At 60.1% G+C, this 17,492-nt stretch carries 17 protein-coding genes; 10 read left to right on the forward strand and 7 right to left on the reverse strand.

From position 1 onward, the window contains the following. The first annotated feature begins 8 nt into the window (after nt 1-8). Both QD357_RS09165 and QD357_RS09170 read left to right on the forward strand, forming a co-directional pair. Entirely contained in the window at nt 9-1,355 is a 1,347-nt protein-coding gene (locus QD357_RS09165; RefSeq protein ID WP_107109048.1) for an LLM class flavin-dependent oxidoreductase, read from the forward strand. 13 nt (nt 1,356-1,368) lie between these two features. Continuing rightward, the gene (locus QD357_RS09170; protein ID WP_107109049.1) at nt 1,369-1,911 is read left to right on the forward strand and encodes a hypothetical protein; all 543 of its coding nucleotides are present in this window, start codon (nt 1,369-1,371) and stop codon (nt 1,909-1,911) included. A gap of 188 nt (nt 1,912-2,099) precedes the next feature. Here QD357_RS09170 and QD357_RS09175 read toward each other — a convergent pair whose 3' ends face one another. Further along, the gene (locus QD357_RS09175; protein ID WP_107109050.1) at nt 2,100-2,528 is read right to left on the reverse strand and encodes an OsmC family protein; all 429 of its coding nucleotides are present in this window, start codon (nt 2,526-2,528) and stop codon (nt 2,100-2,102) included. A gap of 154 nt (nt 2,529-2,682) precedes the next feature. Here QD357_RS09175 and QD357_RS09180 point away from each other — a divergent pair, with 154 nt between their 5' ends. Next, a complete protein-coding gene (locus tag QD357_RS09180) occupies nt 2,683-3,948 on the forward strand; it encodes a glycerate kinase (RefSeq protein ID WP_107109051.1) in 1,266 nt (421 codons plus the stop codon). 19 nt (nt 3,949-3,967) lie between these two features. On the opposite strand, the gene QD357_RS09185 is transcribed toward QD357_RS09180, so the two are convergent. Continuing rightward, complete coding sequence (locus tag QD357_RS09185; RefSeq protein WP_245407501.1) at nt 3,968-4,162, reverse strand: hypothetical protein; 195 nt, start codon at nt 4,160-4,162, stop codon at nt 3,968-3,970. 337 nt (nt 4,163-4,499) lie between these two features. On the opposite strand from QD357_RS09185, the gene ggt reads away from it, so the two are divergent. Continuing rightward, nucleotides 4,500-6,245, forward strand: a complete 1,746-nt coding sequence (gene ggt / locus QD357_RS09190) for a gamma-glutamyltransferase (RefSeq protein WP_107109053.1) — start codon at nt 4,500-4,502, stop codon at nt 6,243-6,245. A 3-nt stretch (nt 6,246-6,248) separates the two neighbouring features. On the opposite strand, the gene QD357_RS09195 is transcribed toward ggt, so the two are convergent. After that, nucleotides 6,249-7,118 (reverse strand): NmrA family NAD(P)-binding protein, encoded by an 870-nt coding sequence (locus QD357_RS09195; RefSeq protein WP_107109451.1) that lies wholly within the window; start codon nt 7,116-7,118, stop codon nt 6,249-6,251. Nucleotides 7,119-7,601: 483 nt separating this feature from the next. Between QD357_RS09195 and QD357_RS09200 the strand changes: the two genes are divergently transcribed. Then, complete coding sequence (locus tag QD357_RS09200; RefSeq protein ID WP_107109054.1) at nt 7,602-9,056, forward strand: MFS transporter; 1,455 nt, start codon at nt 7,602-7,604, stop codon at nt 9,054-9,056. A gap of 106 nt (nt 9,057-9,162) precedes the next feature. Here the strand turns inward: QD357_RS09200 and QD357_RS09205 are convergent, their stop codons facing one another. Further along, nucleotides 9,163-9,372: a cold-shock protein gene (locus QD357_RS09205; protein WP_104824108.1), complete on the reverse strand. Its 210-nt coding sequence runs from the start codon at nt 9,370-9,372 to the stop codon at nt 9,163-9,165. Between the two features lie 505 nt (nt 9,373-9,877). Between QD357_RS09205 and QD357_RS09210 the strand changes: the two genes are divergently transcribed. Further along, nucleotides 9,878-10,102: a hypothetical protein gene (locus QD357_RS09210; protein WP_107109452.1), complete on the forward strand. Its 225-nt coding sequence runs from the start codon at nt 9,878-9,880 to the stop codon at nt 10,100-10,102. 144 nt (nt 10,103-10,246) lie between these two features. Then, on the forward strand, nt 10,247-11,791 hold the full coding sequence (locus QD357_RS09215) for a VOC family protein (protein WP_107109055.1): 1,545 nt from the start codon (nt 10,247-10,249) through the stop codon (nt 11,789-11,791). A 225-nt stretch (nt 11,792-12,016) separates the two neighbouring features. Here the strand turns inward: QD357_RS09215 and QD357_RS09220 are convergent, their stop codons facing one another. Continuing rightward, nucleotides 12,017-13,294 (reverse strand): L-fuconate dehydratase, encoded by a 1,278-nt coding sequence (locus QD357_RS09220; RefSeq protein ID WP_107109056.1) that lies wholly within the window; start codon nt 13,292-13,294, stop codon nt 12,017-12,019. 42 nt (nt 13,295-13,336) lie between these two features. After that, nucleotides 13,337-14,497: a CaiB/BaiF CoA transferase family protein gene (locus tag QD357_RS09225; protein ID WP_107109057.1), complete on the reverse strand. Its 1,161-nt coding sequence runs from the start codon at nt 14,495-14,497 to the stop codon at nt 13,337-13,339. Nucleotides 14,498-14,736: 239 nt separating this feature from the next. On the opposite strand from QD357_RS09225, the gene QD357_RS09230 reads away from it, so the two are divergent. Beyond that, nucleotides 14,737-15,150 carry a carboxymuconolactone decarboxylase family protein gene (locus QD357_RS09230; protein WP_107109058.1) on the forward strand — a complete coding sequence of 138 codons (414 nt, stop codon included), beginning with the start codon at nt 14,737-14,739 and terminating at the stop codon, nt 15,148-15,150. A gap of 60 nt (nt 15,151-15,210) precedes the next feature. Here QD357_RS09230 and QD357_RS09235 read toward each other — a convergent pair whose 3' ends face one another. Beyond that, nucleotides 15,211-15,600, reverse strand: coding sequence for a hypothetical protein (locus QD357_RS09235; RefSeq protein ID WP_107109059.1), 390 nt, complete (start codon nt 15,598-15,600; stop codon nt 15,211-15,213). Between the two features lie 341 nt (nt 15,601-15,941). Here QD357_RS09235 and QD357_RS09240 point away from each other — a divergent pair, with 341 nt between their 5' ends. Beyond that, nucleotides 15,942-16,433, forward strand: a complete 492-nt coding sequence (locus QD357_RS09240) for a cupin domain-containing protein (RefSeq protein ID WP_107109060.1) — start codon at nt 15,942-15,944, stop codon at nt 16,431-16,433. 213 nt (nt 16,434-16,646) lie between these two features. Next, the gene (locus QD357_RS09245; protein ID WP_107109061.1) at nt 16,647-17,492 is read left to right on the forward strand and encodes a MetQ/NlpA family lipoprotein; all 846 of its coding nucleotides are present in this window, start codon (nt 16,647-16,649) and stop codon (nt 17,490-17,492) included.

Consider the following 17,492-nt stretch of genomic DNA (forward strand, 5'->3'; position numbering starts at 1 on the left):
ATGGACCCATGACTGAACAGAAGCAACTGAAGCTTGGGGCCTTCATGCGCCCCGTCAGCCTTCATACCGGCGCATGGCGCTATCCCGGCGCCTATCCGGACGCGAATTTCAATTTCAAACATATCAAGAGTTTTGCGCAAGCGCTGGAACAGGCAAAATTCGATGCCTTCTTCATGGCCGATCATCTTGCCGTGCTGAACATGCCCGTCGAGGCGCTGAAGCGCAGCCATACCGTCACGTCCTTCGAGCCCTTCACACTGCTCTCGGCGCTTGCCGCCGTCACCGAAAAGATCGGTCTCGTCGCCACGGCCTCCACCACCTTCGATCAGCCCTATCACATCGCCCGCCGTTTCGCCTCCCTCGACCATATCAGCGGCGGTCGCGCCGGCTGGAATATCGTCACGACATCCAATCCGGACGCAGCGCTGAATTTCGGCCTTGAAGAGCATATGGAGCACGGTGAGCGCTATCACCGCGCCCGTGAATTCTACGATGTCGTGACCGGCCTCTGGGACAGCTTCGCCGACGACGCTTTCCTCCGCAATGCCGAAAGCGGCCTCTTCTTCGATCCGGAAAAGATGCATGTGCTTGCCCACAAGGGCGAGGAACTGAGCGTTCGCGGGCCGCTCAACATTGCCCGCCCGCCGCAGGGCTGGCCGGTGATCGTCCAGGCCGGACAATCGGATGCCGGACGCCAGCTTGCCGCCGAAACCGCCGAGGCGGTTTTCGCCGCCCCACGCAATCTCGCCGACGGCAAGGCGATTTTCGCCGACATCAAGGGCCGGATGAAGCACATCGGCCGCAACCCGGATCACCTGAAGATACTTCCCGCCGCCTTCATCGTCGTCGGCGATACCGTCGAGGAGGCAAAGGCCAAACGCGCCAAGCTCGATAGCCTCGTCCATTACGAAAGCGCCATTGCCTCCCTGTCGATCGCCTTGGGCCATGACGCCTCAGGCTTCGACCCTGACAGTCCGCTGCCGGAGATCCCGGAAACCAATGCCAGCAAGAGCGGCAGGGAGCGCGTCATCGCATTGGCGGTGGAGGAGAAGCTGACCGTCCGCCAGCTTGCCCAACGGCTTGGCGGCTATGCCGGTCTCGCCTTCGTCGGCACGCCGCAGACGATCGCCGATGAGATGGAACAATGGCTGCGCGAGGAAGGCTCCGACGGCTTCAACGTCGTCTTCCCCTTCCTGCCGCAGGGCTTGCTGGACGTGACCACGCGCGTCGTTCCGGAACTGCAGCGCCGCGGCATCTTCCGCCGCGAATACGAGGGCACGACACTGCGCGACCATCTCGGCCTGCCGCGTCCGGCAAACCGCTTCTTCACCCCGACGTCCGAAGCGGCGCAATGAGAGACAACAGCCGATGAGCCATATCACGCCGATCGATTACGACACCGCTTCCGAAGCCGTCCGCGCCGAACACGACCGCGAAGTGCAACTGCGCGGCCGCATGACCAATATGAAGCGGACGCTGCTGCACTCGCCGGTGGCGCACCGCATCTACGCCGAATGGTTCACGTTGCGCGAAGAACTGCGCCCGGCGCTCGACGACCGCGCGGTCTGGCTTTTCTGTCATGCCATTTCGCTGCAAAGCCGCTCGATCATCCCGGTCGGCTTCTTCCGCCGGGCGCTGATCAATGCCGGCCTGACGCCGGAAACGCTCGTACCCGCGGAAGACGAGGCATTGTTGATCGATTTCGGCAAGGCGATCGTCAGGGATTCCAACACCGTGCCGGAAGAATTGTGGGACCGGTTGAAGGCACGCTACGACGAACCGACGCTCGCCAATCTCGTCGCTTTCGCCGGCATCATGATTGCGACGGCGGTCTACAACAATGTGGTCAAGGTGGATATCGATCCCGAGCTTGGGCCTTATCTGGAAGGATTCGAGCTGCCGCCAGAGTAGCGGAGAAAGCCCCTCACCCCAACCCTCTCCCCGTTTTGACGGGGAGAGGGAGCGACGTCGCCAAAACCCTCGCCCAACGCCATGCGGAGAGAGGGACGGTGATGGCGCTGCAATCCCCTTCTCCCCGTCAGAACTGGGAGAAGGTGCCCGACAGGGCGGATGAGGAGCTTTCGCTGCTTAATCCGATCTCACCCCGAAATCACCATCTCGAACTTCGGATTCCCCCGGATCGTGTTGCTGACCGTGCAAATTTCCTCCTCGGCAGCATGCGCGATGGCGCTGCGGATTTCGTCGCCGAAATCGCCCTTGATGGTGAAGGCGATGTTGAATTTTTCGACGCGTGACAGCCCTTCCGTCGCCTTCTCGCCGGTCACGACGGCAGTCACTTCCGTCAGCTTGTCGAGCACGCCGAGACTGCTCGCGGCCATGCGGGCGCTGAGCACGAGACAGGCGGACAGCGAGGAATAAAGCAGATCGAGCGGATTGAAGCCAGGCAGTGACGGCGAGGTGACGATATCGATCTCGCCACCGGTCACCGACGTCACATGCGGCAGGCCAGTGCGGCCGACCGTCGCTGTCGCGCCCGTCTGTCTCGTCTTCACCTTCAATTCGGCCATCTCGAAAATCCCTCGGATAAAATCGTTGAAACTGCTCCCTAAAACATAGGGATTGCGCTTACCCGACACAATCGGGCGTGACCTGCCCTTGCGTGTTCGCGCCAGTTGCGCCACCAAATGCTTATAAGCTCATCGCAGACAGGTAGATTTCCAAATGACCGTTTCCGATCCCCGCGCCTTCCTCACCTCCCTCTTCGATGCGGCCGTCCGCGCCGCCGATCCCATGACCGGCATCCGCGCCCATCTGCCGGCAAAGCCGAAAGGACGGACGGTCGTCATCGGCGCCGGCAAGGGATCGGCACAGATGGCGGCCGCCCTCGAGCAATGCTGGGACGGTCCACTGGAAGGGCTGGTGGTAACGCGCTACGGCTTCGCCGCCCCCTGCCAGTACATCGAAATCATTGAAGCCGCTCATCCCGTCCCGGATGAGGCAGGCCTCGTCGCCTCCGGGCGGCTATTGAAGCTGGTCGAAGGATTGACCGAGGATGACCTGGTGATCGCGCTGATCTCCGGCGGTGGATCGGCGCTGCTGCCCTCCCCCGCCGGTGCCCTCACCCTTGCCGACGAGATCGCCGTCAATAAGGCGCTGCTCGCCTCCGGCGCGCCGATTTCGGCGATGAACGTCATTCGCAAACATCTGTCGACCATCAAGGGCGGTCGCCTCGCCGCAGCGGCCTATCCGGCAAAGGTCGTCTCGCTGGTCGTTTCCGACATTCCGGGCGACGATCCGGCTCTTGTCGCCTCTGGACCGACCGTGCCCGGCGCTGGCACCCGCGCCGAAGCGCTCGACCTCATCCGTCTCTACCGTATCGAGCTTCCCGCCGCCGTCCTCGCGCATATCGAAAGGCCGGAAGCCGATGCGCCGCGGCCGGGGGATCCACGCCTTGCCGGCAATGAGGTGCATGTCATCGCGTCGGCCGGCGTTTCACTGGAGGCCGCGGCCGAAATGGCGCGCGAAGCCGGCATCGAGGCGGCGATCCTGTCCGATGCGATCGAAGGTGAAGCCCGCGAGGCAGCGCACATGCATGCCGCCCTCGCCCGCGAGATCCTCCATCGCAATCGGCCCTTCGCCAAGCCGATCGTGTTGCTGTCGGGTGGGGAGACGACGGTGACGCTGACGGGCAAGGGCAAGGGCGGCCGAAACTCCGAATTCCTGCTGTCGCTGGCGATCGATATCGACGGTCACGCCGGCATTCACGCCATGGCCGCCGACACCGACGGCATCGACGGCAGCGAAGACAATGCCGGTGCCTTTGCCGACGCAAGCACCGTGGCGCGGCTGCGCAAGGCCGGGCTTATGCCCGCTGAGATGCTGAGAAACAACGACGCCTGGTCGGCATTCAACGCAATCGGCGACCTCTTCGTCCCCGGCCCGACTGGCACCAATGTCAATGATTTCAGGGCGATCCTGATCGTTTGATCGTCAGGACCGGAACGCCTCACTGATTGACGGAACAATCCTCGCAGCGCCAATAGGCCGGCGCTGTCGACGACCACCGAAAGAAGTGGTGATGGCAATGCATGCACTCGATTTCGACGACATGCGTCTTTTGAGCAATGACGAACGCCTTGGGTTTGCTGTTGCGCTCGTTCTTCCACTGCTCAAGCTTCGTGACGGCCATCAATACCCCCATGCGATACTCCCGCCTCAACAAGTCCATTACCTAAAGTAGACTGCTCTGATGAAAGAAATATTGCGAGTGCGGGCAGGCATTTATCCCCGACATTTTAACGGATGCTAATACGAAAGATCGATTGCGCGATTTCCGCTAATACCCTGGAATTAATCCCCAATCGACGGGATGAGTATCTCGTCAATCTTGGAGAGGCCGGGTCGTCTTCTATCCGATCCAGATTCCGGGCATATGGCTGGCGCGGTCGCCGACGAAATTTGGCCGCAGAAATTATTCTTCAGCCCTAGACACAACGCTGGGCTGCCTTACCTGAAACTTGACTTAGGGAGGGACCATCATGCGCGAATTCCGCCAGCGGGCGATATCGTTAGCGACTATCTTTGCCTTCGGGCTCTTTTCCATCACCATCGTTCAAGCCGCAGCGCCGCAGCCGGTTGAAGCCGAGCATGGAATGGTGGTGACTGCCCAGCATCTGGCGACGGATGTCGGCGTCGACGTGCTAAAGAGCGGCGGCAATGCCGTGGATGCCGCGGTTGCGGTCGGTTACGCCCTGGCTGTGGTCTATCCGACCGCCGGCAATATCGGCGGCGGCGGCTTCATGACCATCCGAACGAAGGACGGCAAGACCGCCTTCCTCGATTTTCGCGAGCGCGCACCGCTTGCCTCGACCAAGACCATGTATCTCGACGACAAAGGCAATGTCGTCAAAGGCGCAAGCACGGATGGCTATCTCGCCGTCGGTGTGCCGGGCTCCGTCATGGGCTTCGAGACTGCCCGCGAGAAATACGGCACCAAAACCCGCCAGGAACTGATGGCGCCGGCGATCCGCTACGCCAAGGAAGGCTTCACGCTGAACCAGGCGGACGCCGCCGAGCTGAACGAAGGCAAGAAATGGCTGTCACGCGATCCGGCGACAGCGGCGATCTTCACGAAGCCGAACGGCGCCCCCTTCTCCAGCGGCGATCGGCTGATCCAGCCCGACCTTGCCGCGGCCCTCGCCAGCATTTCGGAACAAGGCCCGGACGGCTTCTACAAGGGGCCGACCGCCGACGCGATCGTCAAGGCCAGCCACGACAAGGGCGGCATTCTGGCGAAGGAGGATTTCGAGCAATATAAGGTCCGCGAACTCGACCCGGTGAAATGCAATTACCGCGGCTATGAGATCATCTCCTCGCCGCCACCCTCTTCCGGCGGCGTGATCATCTGCGAGATTCTCAATGTGCTGGAAGGCTACCCGCTTTCCTATACCGGTTACGGCTCGGCCGACACCGTGCATCTCATGGTCGAGGCCATGCGCCACGCCTATGTCGACCGCAATTCCGCGCTCGGCGATCCCGATTTCGTCGACAATCCCGTCAGCAAACTGCTGGACAAGAACTACGCGAAGAAGATCCGCGACAGCATCGATCCCTATCGCGCCGGCGTCTCCAAGGATCTGATGCCGAAGGGCCTCGGCGAGAGCACGGAGACCACGCATTACTCGATCATCGACAATGACGGCAATGCGGTTGCCGTTACCTACACGCTGAATGGCTCCTTCGGCGCCGGCGTGGTCGCGCCCGGCACCGGCATCCTGCTCAACAACGAGATGGACGACTTCACCTCCAAGCCGGGGGTACCCAATCTCTACGGTCTGGTGCAGGGCGAGGCCAACGCCATCCAGCCGAAGAAGACGCCGCTTTCCTCGATGAGCCCGACGATCGTCGCCAAGGACGGCAAACCCTTCATGGTGATCGGCAGCCCCGGCGGCGCGCGCATCATCACCATCACGCTCGAAGCGATCGTGAACGTCATCGATTTCGGCATGGATATTCAGCAGGCGATCGATGCGCCGCGTGTCCATCATCAATGGCTGCCGGATAAGATCTACACCGAGCCCTACACGCTGTCTCCCGATACGATCAAACTGCTGACTGGCATGGGCTACAATGTCCAAATCGGCGGCAGTTGGCCGGTCTGGGGTCAGGCCGCCGGCATTCTCGTCGGCGGCAAGAGCCTCGGCCAAATCGCCGAGGGAGGCGGTGCCCGCTACAACGGCGCGATGGACAGCCGCGCCGGCTCCGGTCTTGCCGAAGGCTATTGAGCGTCAACCGATCTTGGCAAGTTCGGCCAGCACAGTCTCATAAGGCGTGGCGGCAATGACGTGTTCATTGACGCCAGCCGGTTCGAAGTCGATCCAGCCGGAGTTGAAGCTTTCGATCATCTCGATGCGCGGCTCCGGCCAGGCAGCCCCCTGAGCCTTGAAACGCTCCTCCCATTCAGTGCGTGGGATAGGCTTGGCGATGACTGGACGACCGATTGCCTGGCCGATCAGCGTCGCGATTTCGATCTGGGTATAGCGTTTCGGCCCTTCGATCTCGATCACCCGGCGGCCGGTCCAGCGCTCGGCCATCGTCCGGGCCGCAATGGCGCCGATATCGGAGGTGGCGATCATCGCATAGGGCTTGTCGAGCGGCGCCAGATAGCTCGGCATGTCGCCGGTCTCGCGCGCCGGTGCCATATCCCACGACGAATTCTCCATGAACCACGCCGGCCGCAGCATGGCGACCGACATGGCCAACGGCGCCAGCGCCTCTTCCAGCATGTGCACCTGGGTGATGAGCCCGAGGCCGGAGGTACGCTGGCCGCCGATCGACGACAGCATCACCACCTTACCCGGCTGCGCGCGCTTTATGGCGGCCGCCTGCGCTGCGGCATCCCTGCGGGCGCTCGGAAAACCCGGATCGGGTGCGAAATTCGGCGAGGCCATGACGAAGACGCCTTCGGTGCCGTCAAAAGCCCGCGCGAGCGCATCGGCATCATCGAACGTGGCGAGGGCAACTTGCGCGCCGAGCCTTTCCCATTCCGCACCTTTCGCCCGGTCGCGAACGACGGCCCGGACCTTATGCCCGGCGTTCATGAGCGCGCGTGCGGTCGTGCCACCGACCTTGCCGGTGACGGCAGTGATTGCAAACATGATCTTCTCCATGAGGATTTGGTTAGGTGTCGGAAGCCAGACAGTCCGGAGTGGCCGGCGTCGAAAATCGCTGGCGTTCGCGCGGCGAGTGCCATGGAATCGCCAGACGCTATGGCGGTCTCCGGTTTGGCTTCGGAAACCTTTATGCAACAGCATGCGGCGTGACTTAAGTGCCGTTATGTCAGCTTATTCATGACGTGAAATCAACAATTGAAACACAGCATCTTACGCGGGAAAATCGACCGTGATCGACGCTACCACCGCTGCACTTGGCGTACGTTCATCTGGCATTCATCGGCTGTGACATTCCTGCCCGCCTGCGTCGTTTTTTCCATTTCGATCAATAAGATTTGCAAATTCGGATATAGTCATCCCGCCTGAGCGGGCGTATACCAGCCCTCGTTCCAATCGGCCTTTGCGCCGTCACCAGACTTGCGGTTCTGTCTTTGGACCCCACCGCACCATCGAGAGCGATCCCCGACAATGTCGGACCAGATTTTCCAGGCCGCCCCAACCCGGCGGGCCGCACCTAATTTTCGTGTAATCGCGCTTATCGTAGCAAGCGCCATGTTCATGGAGCAGCTAGACGCGACCGTGCTCGCCACCGCGCTACCGACCATGGCGAGAGATTTCGGCGTCAGCGCGCCGGCGATGAGTATCTCGCTGACATCCTATCTGCTCAGCCTCGCGATCTTCATTCCCGCCAGCGGCGCCATCGCAGACCGCTTCGGATCGCGCACCGTCTTCCGATACGCCATCGCGGTTTTCGTCGTCGGCTCGCTTCTGTGCGCGCAGTCGCCGAACCTGTTCTTCCTCGTGATCGCGCGGCTGCTGCAGGGTCTCGGCGGCGCGATGATGCTGCCGGTTGGCCGCTTGGTGCTGATGCGCAGCGTCGCCCGCAAAGACATGGTCAACGCCATGTCCTGGCTGCTGATCCCGGCGCTTGTCGGCCCCATTCTCGGCCCGCCGGTCGGCGGCATGTTCGTGACCTATCTCGACTGGCGCTGGATCTTCTACATCAACGTGCCGATCGGCATTATCGGCTTTATCCTGGTGTCGATGTTCATCGAAGAGGTGAAAGGGCCGCGCAATGGCCGCTTCGACCTTTCGGGCTTCATCCTGTCAGGCATCTCGCTCGGCTCGCTGCTCTTCGGTTTCGAAATGTCGAGCCGCGAGGGTGAAGGCTATCTGGCCGTCTTCCTGATTTCCACCGGCCTGCTGTTCGGCATCGCCTATCTGCGCCATGCCCGCAAGCATCCCTCGCCGATCATGGATTTCTCGCTGATGAAGGTGCCGACTTTCCGCACCTCGGTCATCGCCGGCTCGCTGACACGCATCAGCCAGGGCGCCCATCCCTTCCTCATCCCGCTGATGCTGCAGCTCGGCTTCGGCCTGTCGGCCGCTACGGCCGGCCAGATCGCCATTGCGACCGCGCTCGGCTCCATGGCCATGAAGCCCCTGCAGGTGCGCATCCTTCGGACGCTCGGCTTCCGCACAGCCCTCATCGTCTTCGGTCTGATCGGCACGCTCGGCTACGGAATGTGCGCCATCTTCCAGCCGAATTGGCCGTTGCCGGTCATCTTCGTGATCCTGTTCTTCTGCGGCTTCTTCATGTCGTTCCAGTTCACGGCCTACAACACGATCGCTTATGACGAGATCGAACGTGACCGGATGAGCATCGCGACCAGCTTTTATTCGACCTTCCAGCAGTTGATGCTCTCGCTCGGCATCTGCGTCGCCGCTCTTGCCCTGCACGGCTCGATGCAGTTCCGCGACCATGCGAAGGCCGAGATGATCGACTTCTCCGTCGCCTTCATCGTCGTCACGGCCATTGCGCTGCTCGCGGTGATCTGGAACGCCAGCTTTTCGCGTACCGCCGGCACGGAGATCAGCGGCCACCGCAAGAAGTCGGCAGAGGATGCACTCGGGGAGCACTGAGCTCCTCGAGCAAGATGCAAAAAAGGCCGGGCTAACCCGACCTCTTCCTCCATCGCCTCAACGATCGATGCCAGTACATCCGTGGTCAAAGACCGGAAGCAAATCCTTACAGGGATTCAAGCTGGTCAGCCGACATCTTGCCCGAACGCTTGTCCTTGACGAGCTCGTAGGAGATCTTCTGGCCGTCACGCAGCGTGCTCATTCCAGCGCGTTCAACCGCGGAAATATGCACGAAGACATCCGTTGCGCCATCATCAGGCTGAATGAAACCAAAACCCTTGGTAGCATTGAACCACTTTACAGTACCTGTGCTCATAACAATGACCTTTCAATCACTCATATAGAGATCGCATCCAGACAACCGCCCGGTGCAGTAGACCGATTTTGAGGAGGGAAGTTCGTCAATGTCGCGCAGAGTGCGGCGATGCAAAGTTCATTCACCAATATCGATGCACAGCTTATAGTGGATGGCTAGATGTGCCACAAGGAGAAACATGAGAAATATCGAAAATGGCTAGATATTTCGCATAAATCGGCTCGTGTGACATAAAATTATCGTTCGGTGAGGATCGAATTCGGATAGCCCTTTTGGAGCTGTTTCCGAGTTTTTTGCGCCATCCCATATAGAAATAACCGGCGCTTCTCTTTTTATCCCGGTTCCGGTGATGCAGTTCCGCCGTATTTCCTGTGAGCGCCAGAATTAACGCTAGCAATATGGATACCACCCGATGCAGGATGGTACTTCCCTCCAGTGGAAGCGGATGACTACCCGCTCAAATCCATAGGAAACGCCAACGCCGACACAAACCATGGAGGCCAAGATGGCGCCCAACAAAGACAATCTGTTCGGATCCAAGAAAGAGGCATCGCTAGTCAAGTCCAACCAGCTCGACTCTACCGTCAAGGAAATTCTCGCCAGCGAACAGATGAACCGCGAACGCAAAACGGCACGCCTGCGCGAACTGCGTCTCGAGAAGGAGGCGCTGCAGCCGCCACCGGAACCGAAGGCAAAGGCCAAACGAAAGACGACGAAGGCACAAGAATAGGCAAAGTTTGTTCCATCGATGGCTTGTTTCAGCGGCTGACGTTGCGCTTTCTGTGAACACTGCCTCCACGGGCAGCGCATTGAACTAGCGGAGGCTTCCGCCCTACATAGCGACCAAGTGCGCAACCCATCCTGGAGCATCAACATGGTCGCCGGCATTCACCACATCACGCTCATCACTCGCAAGGTGCAGGCGAATGTCGATTTCTACGCCGGTTTTCTCGGCCTGCGGCTGGTCAAACGCACCGGCGGCTTCGAAGACGCAACGCAGTTGCACCTCCTCTATGGCGACGCCAAGGGCACGCCCGGTTCGCTCGTAACCTTTCTTGTTTGGGAAGACGGCTCTCCCGGTCGTGCGGGCGTCGGTCAAGTCGGCGAAATCTCGCTCGCGATCGATCCCACAAGCATCGGCTTCTGGCTGACACGCGCCCTGAGCGCAGGGTTGAAACCGGAAGGCCCTTCCGAGGAATTCGGCGAACCGGTTCTGCGGTTGAAGGATCCGGATGGCGTCATCGTCAAATTGGTCGGAACCACTGCCCTGCAGGCGACGGCTCCCTGGACGAGCGATTCCATCCCGCAGGAGCACGCCATCCGCCGCATTCGGGGCGCTACGCTTTTCAGCGAGACGCCGGAGGAGACGCAAGCAATCCTGGTCGATCACTTCGACTACCGGCCGTTGGCAATCAGCGGAGCGATCAGCCGGCTCGTCTCGGAGCCTGGCGATATCCTCGACATCCGCGATGCACGCGGCTTCTGGGCCAGCGCCCCGGGCACGGGCACGGTCGATCACGTCGCCTTTCGCGCCACTGATGATGCCGAATTGCAGTCTGTTCGCACCGCGCTACAGGCTATCAACTCCTTGCCGACGGCGATGCATGATCGCAAATATTTCCGCTCGCTCTACGTCCGCGAGCCCGGCCGCATCCTGTTCGAACTCGCAACGGATGCGCCTGGCATGTTGATCGACGAGGACGAGGCAACGCTCGGCACGCGCCTCTTCGCCCCTGGTGACAGTCCGGCGCTTTTGGCCGAGCTGAACGTCGTGCTGCCGCAATTCTCCATGCCCGGCGACCCCCGCGTCATCTATCGCGATCTGCCCTTCATCCATCGCTTCTTCACGCCCGAGCAGCCGAATGGCAATATTTTCATTTTGCTGCACGGCTCCGGCGCCAACGAAACGACGATGCTGCCGATCGCCCACAAGATCGATGCAGATGCCACATTACTGACGGTGCGCGGCCGTGCGCTCGAGGAAGGTGCGCCGCGCTGGTTTCGCCGCAATGGCCCCATGATCTTCGATCAGGCCGATATCGCAAGCGAAGCCGAAGCCTTCGCCGCCTTTATTGACGGCGCGATTCATGCCTACGGGCTCGATCCGAACCGCATCGTCTATATCGGCTATTCGAACGGCGCCAATCTGCTGAACGCCATGCTGTCGCTCCACCCACATCTCATTCGCCGCGCCGTGCTTCTGCGCTCCATGGCCGCGCTCACCGATCCGCCGCCGGCGGACATGTCGGACGCCGATGTGCTTGTTATCGCAGGTGAGAAAGACATGTACGGCCCATACGCCCAGCCCCTTGCTGCGCGCCTGCGGAACGACGGCGCAAAGGTCGAGCTTGAGACTGTTCCCGCTGGTCACGAGCTTGACGATGCCGACGTGCCAGTCATTCAGGCGTGGTTGAGATAAAACACCTTCTCCCCAGCGGGGACCGTTGCAAAATTCTTCAGTTCGCAAATGTTCCTGGAACGTCTCCGATTCTTTTGCAGAACAATATGGAATCGAAGTGCGAACCATTCGTCCAAGCGTCGAATTATGCAACGGTCCCCAGCGGGGAGAAGGTGTTGTTACAACAGGCCTTTCGCGATCATCATACGCGCGGACCTTTGTATCTCCTTCTTAAGAGACGAAGGATCAGCCCTTGAACGTATATTGCGCAATCGACTCCGGCTTCATCTCGATCGAGAAGCCTGGCAGGTTTGGCGGCATATAGGCGGCGTCGCGGATTACGCAGGGGTCGACGAAATGTTCGTGCAGGTGGTCGACATATTCGATCACGCGGCCGTCCTTGGTGCCGGAAACGGCGATATAGTCGATCATCGATAGATGCTGCACATATTCGCAGAGCCCGACACCGCCGGCATGTGGCCAGACGGGCAGACCATATTTCGCGGCCACGAGCAGCACGGACAAGACTTCGTTCAGCCCGCCCATGCGGCAGGAATCGATCTGCACGATGTCGATCGCGCCTTCGGCGATGAACTGCTTGAACATGATACGATTCTGGCACATCTCCCCGGTCGCCACCTTTACGGGGCCGATCGCCTGGCGGATCTTGCGATGGCCGGCGACGTCGTCTGGGCTAGTCGGCTCCTCGATGAAGAAGGGTTTCGCAAAGGCAAGCTTTTGGACCCAATCGATCGCCTGGCCGACTTCCCAGACCTGGTTGGCATCGATCATCAGATAGCGATCGGGACCAATCACCTCGCGGGCGATGGTAAGACGGCGGATATCGTCTTCCAGATCGCGGCCGACCTTCATTTTCACATGGTTGAAACCGGCATCGATTGCCTCCTGGCATAGACGGCGCAGCTTGACATCGTCATAGCCGAGCCAGCCCGCAGACGTCGTGTAGCAGGCATAGCCTTCGCGCTCGAGGGTGGCGATACGTTCCGCCTTGCCGACTTCCGCCTTCTTCAAGATGGCGACGGCTTCGTCGCGGGTCAAAACGTCGGTCAGGTAGCGATAGTCGACGATATCGGCGATGCGCTCCGCATCCATCTCGGCCACCAGCCGCCAGACCGGTTTGCCGGCTTCCTTGGCGAGCAGGTCCCAGACAGCGTTGACGACGGCGCCGGTGGCGAGATGCATCGCGCCCTTCTCCGGGCCGATCCAGCGAAGCTGGCTGTCGCTCGTCAGATGCCGCCAATATTTGCCGGGATTTTCCAGCACGGTGGCAAGCTCGGTGCCCACGACCAGATGCCGCATCGCCTCGATCGCCATGCAGCAGATGTCGTTGCCGCGACCGATGGTAAAGGTCAGGCCATGGCCTTCGAGGCCCGGCTTGTCGGTATCCAGAATGACGTAGGCAGCGGAATAATCCGGATCTGGGTTCATCGCGTCCGAGCCGTCAAGGCTCTGCGAGGTCGGAAAGCGCAGGTCGAATACACGGAGGTTGGTAATGCGCGTCATGGGAAAACTCCTTTTAATTCTGTCGGGCGATCTCTCGGACACTCACCCGAGGTCGAACTCTTCCCAGATCGCCGCATTATGCTCGCCGACATGCGGGGCTGCACGTTCGAATTTTGGCCGCTGCCCGTCGATACGAACCGGCGAGCGCGTGGTGCGCACGGAAATGCCGTCCTCGCGACCGACGGTCTGCAGCATATCAAGCACGCCAAATCCCTCACTCTGCAACAGCTCCGGCCAGTTCAGCACCTTGGCACACCAGATATCAGCCGGCTCCAGGATTGCCAGCCAGTCATCCACGGTACCAGTGGCAATCCGCGCCGAGATCAGCGCCTTGATGTCATCGCGCGCCGTGAACCAGCTTTTCGGATCGTCGCGGTAGGGCGCGAGTTCATCCATGCCAAGCAGATCGGCGAGCTTCGAAATCGGTGTCATGGCAATGGCGAGATAGCCGTCGGCAGCGGGATAAACGCCATAGGGCGCGGAGAGATAGGCATGGGCGCTGCGGAATCCAGAGCGTTGGGGCAGCTTGTTGCCGCTATTCATGTGAACAGTCAGCACCTCTACCTGCAGATCGACCAGCGCCTCCAGCAGGCTCGTTTCCACCAGCCCGCCTTTGCCGGTGACGCCGCGGCGCACCAGCGCTGCCAGAATGCCTTGAGCCGCCGCCGCACCCGCCAGCATGTCGCCGATCGCCAGGCCGAACGGCAGAGGCCCCTGCCCCTCGTCGCCGTTTAGCCACATGACGCCGGAGCGCGATTGCGCCAACAAATCCTGCCCCGGACGCGACACCCAGGGACCTTCATCACCGTAGCCGCTGATCGAGCAATAGACGAGGCGCGGATTGATCTCCTGCGCCGCCGGATAATCCAACCCAAGCCGCTCGATCACCCCCGGCCGGAAATTCTGCACCAGGACATCAGCCTTGGAGATCAGCTTGCGCAGCGCCTGCATGTCGCGCTCACTCTTCAAATCGATCGCTAGGCTTTCCTTCGAACGATTGATTGCGTGGAAAATGGTCGAATCGCCGCTCTCGGTATCGCTGAGATAAAGCCCTCGCGAGAGATCGCCGCTTTCCGGCCGCTCGATCTTGATGACCCGGGCGCCGAGATCCATCAGTCTGAGGGTGCAATAGGGTCCGGACAGGAACTGGCTCATATCCACGACCACCAGGCCGGCCAACGGCAATTCCTTCTCCACCACCATGACTATTTCCGCTTCCTAGCATCGATCCGGCAGGCGGCGCATCCCCGCTTCGGCAGATTTTCGCCCGCCGAATCCCCTGCGTCCCGCGCCTCACTTTTCTTATGTGAATAGTATTTTCACATATGGATGATTTTTGCAAATGAAAAGAGGCGCCCTGGTCACGCGATCCTTCAGCGAAGACCGCGCGAAAATGCGCTATAGCTTTCGCACCAATTCGGATTGTTGGAAGGAGACTTGAGATGACGACAGTCAAATTGCTCGATGATGCGGAGATCGAGGCGATCCCGGCGGTGAAGGCCGTTTTCGATGACATTCGCGCCGTCAGAAAATCCGATTTCGTCAATAATTTCTGGCGCGGCCTCGCCAATGATCCGGCACTTTTGAAGCGCACCTGGGAAGGGCTGAAGGCGGTGATGATGGCTGACGGCACGCTCGATCCGCTGGTGCGCGAGATGATCTATATCGCCGTGTCCACCGCCAACGGCTGCACCTACTGCGTCCACTCCCACACCGCCGCCGCCAGGGCAAAAGGCATGACGGATGCACAGCATGGCGAATTGCTGGCCGTCATCGGCCTTGCCGGACAGACGAACCATTTGGTGACGGCGATGCAGATCCCCGTCGATCCGGAATTCGACGTCAGCCGTCGCTGATCTCACAAAAAACCCGCCGGTATAGTCCGGCGGGTTCCCTGATAAATCATGCGCTGTTTCTTATCGGTCTGACTGTTCCGCGGTCTGGCTCTCCGCAACGACGGCGGCGACATCGACACCGTTGTTGACGACCAAGAGACGCTTGCGGACGAGAACGCCCATGACCCGGGCGGCGGTCGAAAAGGTCATCGTGTCGAGAGGACCTTCGCCTTCCCAGGGCTTGGTCAACCGTTCCGTAACGGCCGAGACGATGTTGTTGGGCACGATGTCGGTGCATTCACGCATGGCTTCGAAAACGACGCTAACGGGAATAATCTTCCCTTCGAACATCACGATCGGTTCAGTGACTTCTGTGTCCCATTCCTCGAAAGCATAGAGCGCTTCCCTGAAGAGCTGCTGCAAAGTAATGGGGGCATGACCCTCATGAAGGGGCGGCAAGGCATTGCTCATGTCTGTCTCCTTTCAAGTGGAAGTCCGGCGCATAATTTGAAAAACTATCCGGTCTCTCGCAGAGAGGCCTACGCGCTGCTTCTGAATTTGGCGCACCCCGAACGCATTTGATCGGACAAGCGGCGCGGCAAACCATTTCTGACCGGCGCAACGCGGGATAACACGAAATGTTCCCACCGGTCACTTAACTTGATCGAGTCTATAGATTAATCCCGGCTTGAAAAGCCTCTTTCGAAACTTTCTGCGATTCCCTATATTTTTGAATGGTTTCGCCGTAGTCTGACTAGACACCAATCCCTGGAAGAGACGCGAATCCCTTCCTCGGCAACGAAAGGACAGCCATGAGCAACGATCATGAACACGATCATGGCGAGCACCACGAGCCGATCGATTGGCGCGAGCATGGCGTCAAAATCATCCCCGGCAATGCGCTCGATCCGAACACAGCGCAGACGCCGGGCATGAACCGGGCCACCGCCATCAATCATGCCCGCGCGGGCGCCGAGAAGATCTGGGCCGGAACGGTGACGATCCACGCCAACGCCAAGACCGGCGCACATCATCACGGCGATCTTGAAAGCATCATCTATGTCGTCAAGGGCAAGGCGCGGATGCGCTGGGGCGAGAACCTAGAATTCGTCGCCGAAGCCGGCCCCGGCGATTTCATCTTTGTGCCACCCTTCGTGCCGCATCAGGAGATCAACGCCAGCCGCGACGAGACGCTGGAATGCGTCCTCGTCCGCTCCGGGCAGGAGCCTGTCGTCGTCAATCTCGATATCGAACCGGTGGAAAAGCCGGAAGAAGTGCTCTGGAAAGACCCGATCCATCGCTGATTTGCGCAATTTCGATGCATTCGAAATCCGCATTGCACAAAAATCTACTATCTCTATAGAAAATTAGTTCACGATCCGCCGTACGCTAAAAAGAGTTTTTCAGAAGTGCTGCGCACAACAAATGATCCTGCTTCGCGTGACCCACAACCGTCTGAGATGATCCATGTGGTCAACGAGACAATGGCGTCTCAATCACATGGAACAGGATTTCCCATGACGAAAAAGTCTTCTGAAGGTCTAACTGCGCAGCGCTTCTCGCGCCGGACTGGCCTTGCAGCTCTCATCGCCTCCGCTGTCGCCGTCTTCGGCTTGACGGCAGCCGCCCCTTCCTTTGCCGCCGACAAGACGATCAAGGTCGGCATCATGAGCGGCGAAGATGAAGACGTCTGGCGCGTCGTCACCGCGGAAGCCGCCAAGAAGGGCCTGAAGATCGAGACCGTGGCCTTCAACGACTACACCCAGCCGAATGAAGCGTTGGAGCGCGGCGAAGTCGACGCCAACGCCTTCCAGCATCAACCTTATCTCGACAACCAGATCAAGCAGCACGGCTATCATATCGTCCGCGTCGGCTATACCGGCGTCTGGCCGATCGGCCTCTACACCAAGAAATACAAGACCGTTGCGGATCTGCCGAAGGGCGCGGTCATCGGTGTGCCGAACGACCCGTCCAACGAGGGCCGCGCGCTACGGGTGCTGCAGAACCAAGGCGTCATCAAGCTCAAGGACGGCACCGGCATTCTCGCCACCACCGCCGACATCGTCGAAAACCCGAAGAACGTCGAGATCAAGGAACTCGATGCCGGAATCGTCGGCCGCTCGATCGACGATCTCGACGCCGCCGTCGTCAACACCGACTGGGCGCTGAAAAGCGGGCTTTCGCCGAAGGACCGCATTGCCCAGGAGCCGATCGACGGCAATCCCTACCGCAACTTCATCGCCGTCAAGCAGGGCAGCGAGAATGAGTCCTGGGTGAAGACCCTGGTCGCCTCCTACCAGAACGATACGGTCAAGGCCGAGTTCGACAAGGTCTACAAGGGCACGGGTCTCAGCGCCTACTAA

This window comes from Rhizobium sp. BR 317 (genome assembly GCF_047445835.1).
In the GTDB taxonomy this organism is placed as follows: domain Bacteria; phylum Pseudomonadota; class Alphaproteobacteria; order Rhizobiales; family Rhizobiaceae; genus Rhizobium; species Rhizobium paranaense.

Bases quoted from the DNA above. Each gene is read 5' to 3' on its own strand.
- QD357_RS09165 (WP_107109048.1), top strand. From the start codon at position 9: ATGACTGAACAGAAGCAACTGAAGCTTGGGGCCTTCATGCGCCCCGTC.
- QD357_RS09170 (WP_107109049.1), top strand. From the start codon at position 1,369: ATGAGCCATATCACGCCGATCGATTACGACACCGCTTCCGAAGCCGTC.
- QD357_RS09175 (WP_107109050.1), bottom strand. From the start codon at position 2,528: ATGGCCGAATTGAAGGTGAAGACGAGACAGACGGGCGCGACAGCGACG.
- QD357_RS09180 (WP_107109051.1), top strand. From the start codon at position 2,683: ATGACCGTTTCCGATCCCCGCGCCTTCCTCACCTCCCTCTTCGATGCG.
- QD357_RS09185 (WP_245407501.1), bottom strand. From the start codon at position 4,162: ATGGGGGTATTGATGGCCGTCACGAAGCTTGAGCAGTGGAAGAACGAG.
- ggt (WP_107109053.1), top strand. From the start codon at position 4,500: ATGCGCGAATTCCGCCAGCGGGCGATATCGTTAGCGACTATCTTTGCC.
- QD357_RS09195 (WP_107109451.1), bottom strand. From the start codon at position 7,118: ATGTTTGCAATCACTGCCGTCACCGGCAAGGTCGGTGGCACGACCGCA.
- QD357_RS09200 (WP_107109054.1), top strand. From the start codon at position 7,602: ATGTCGGACCAGATTTTCCAGGCCGCCCCAACCCGGCGGGCCGCACCT.
- QD357_RS09205 (WP_104824108.1), bottom strand. From the start codon at position 9,372: ATGAGCACAGGTACTGTAAAGTGGTTCAATGCTACCAAGGGTTTTGGT.
- QD357_RS09210 (WP_107109452.1), top strand. From the start codon at position 9,878: ATGGCGCCCAACAAAGACAATCTGTTCGGATCCAAGAAAGAGGCATCG.
- QD357_RS09215 (WP_107109055.1), top strand. From the start codon at position 10,247: ATGGTCGCCGGCATTCACCACATCACGCTCATCACTCGCAAGGTGCAG.
- QD357_RS09220 (WP_107109056.1), bottom strand. From the start codon at position 13,294: ATGACGCGCATTACCAACCTCCGTGTATTCGACCTGCGCTTTCCGACC.
- QD357_RS09225 (WP_107109057.1), bottom strand. From the start codon at position 14,497: ATGGTGGTGGAGAAGGAATTGCCGTTGGCCGGCCTGGTGGTCGTGGAT.
- QD357_RS09230 (WP_107109058.1), top strand. From the start codon at position 14,737: ATGACGACAGTCAAATTGCTCGATGATGCGGAGATCGAGGCGATCCCG.
- QD357_RS09235 (WP_107109059.1), bottom strand. From the start codon at position 15,600: ATGAGCAATGCCTTGCCGCCCCTTCATGAGGGTCATGCCCCCATTACT.
- QD357_RS09240 (WP_107109060.1), top strand. From the start codon at position 15,942: ATGAGCAACGATCATGAACACGATCATGGCGAGCACCACGAGCCGATC.
- QD357_RS09245 (WP_107109061.1), top strand. From the start codon at position 16,647: ATGACGAAAAAGTCTTCTGAAGGTCTAACTGCGCAGCGCTTCTCGCGC.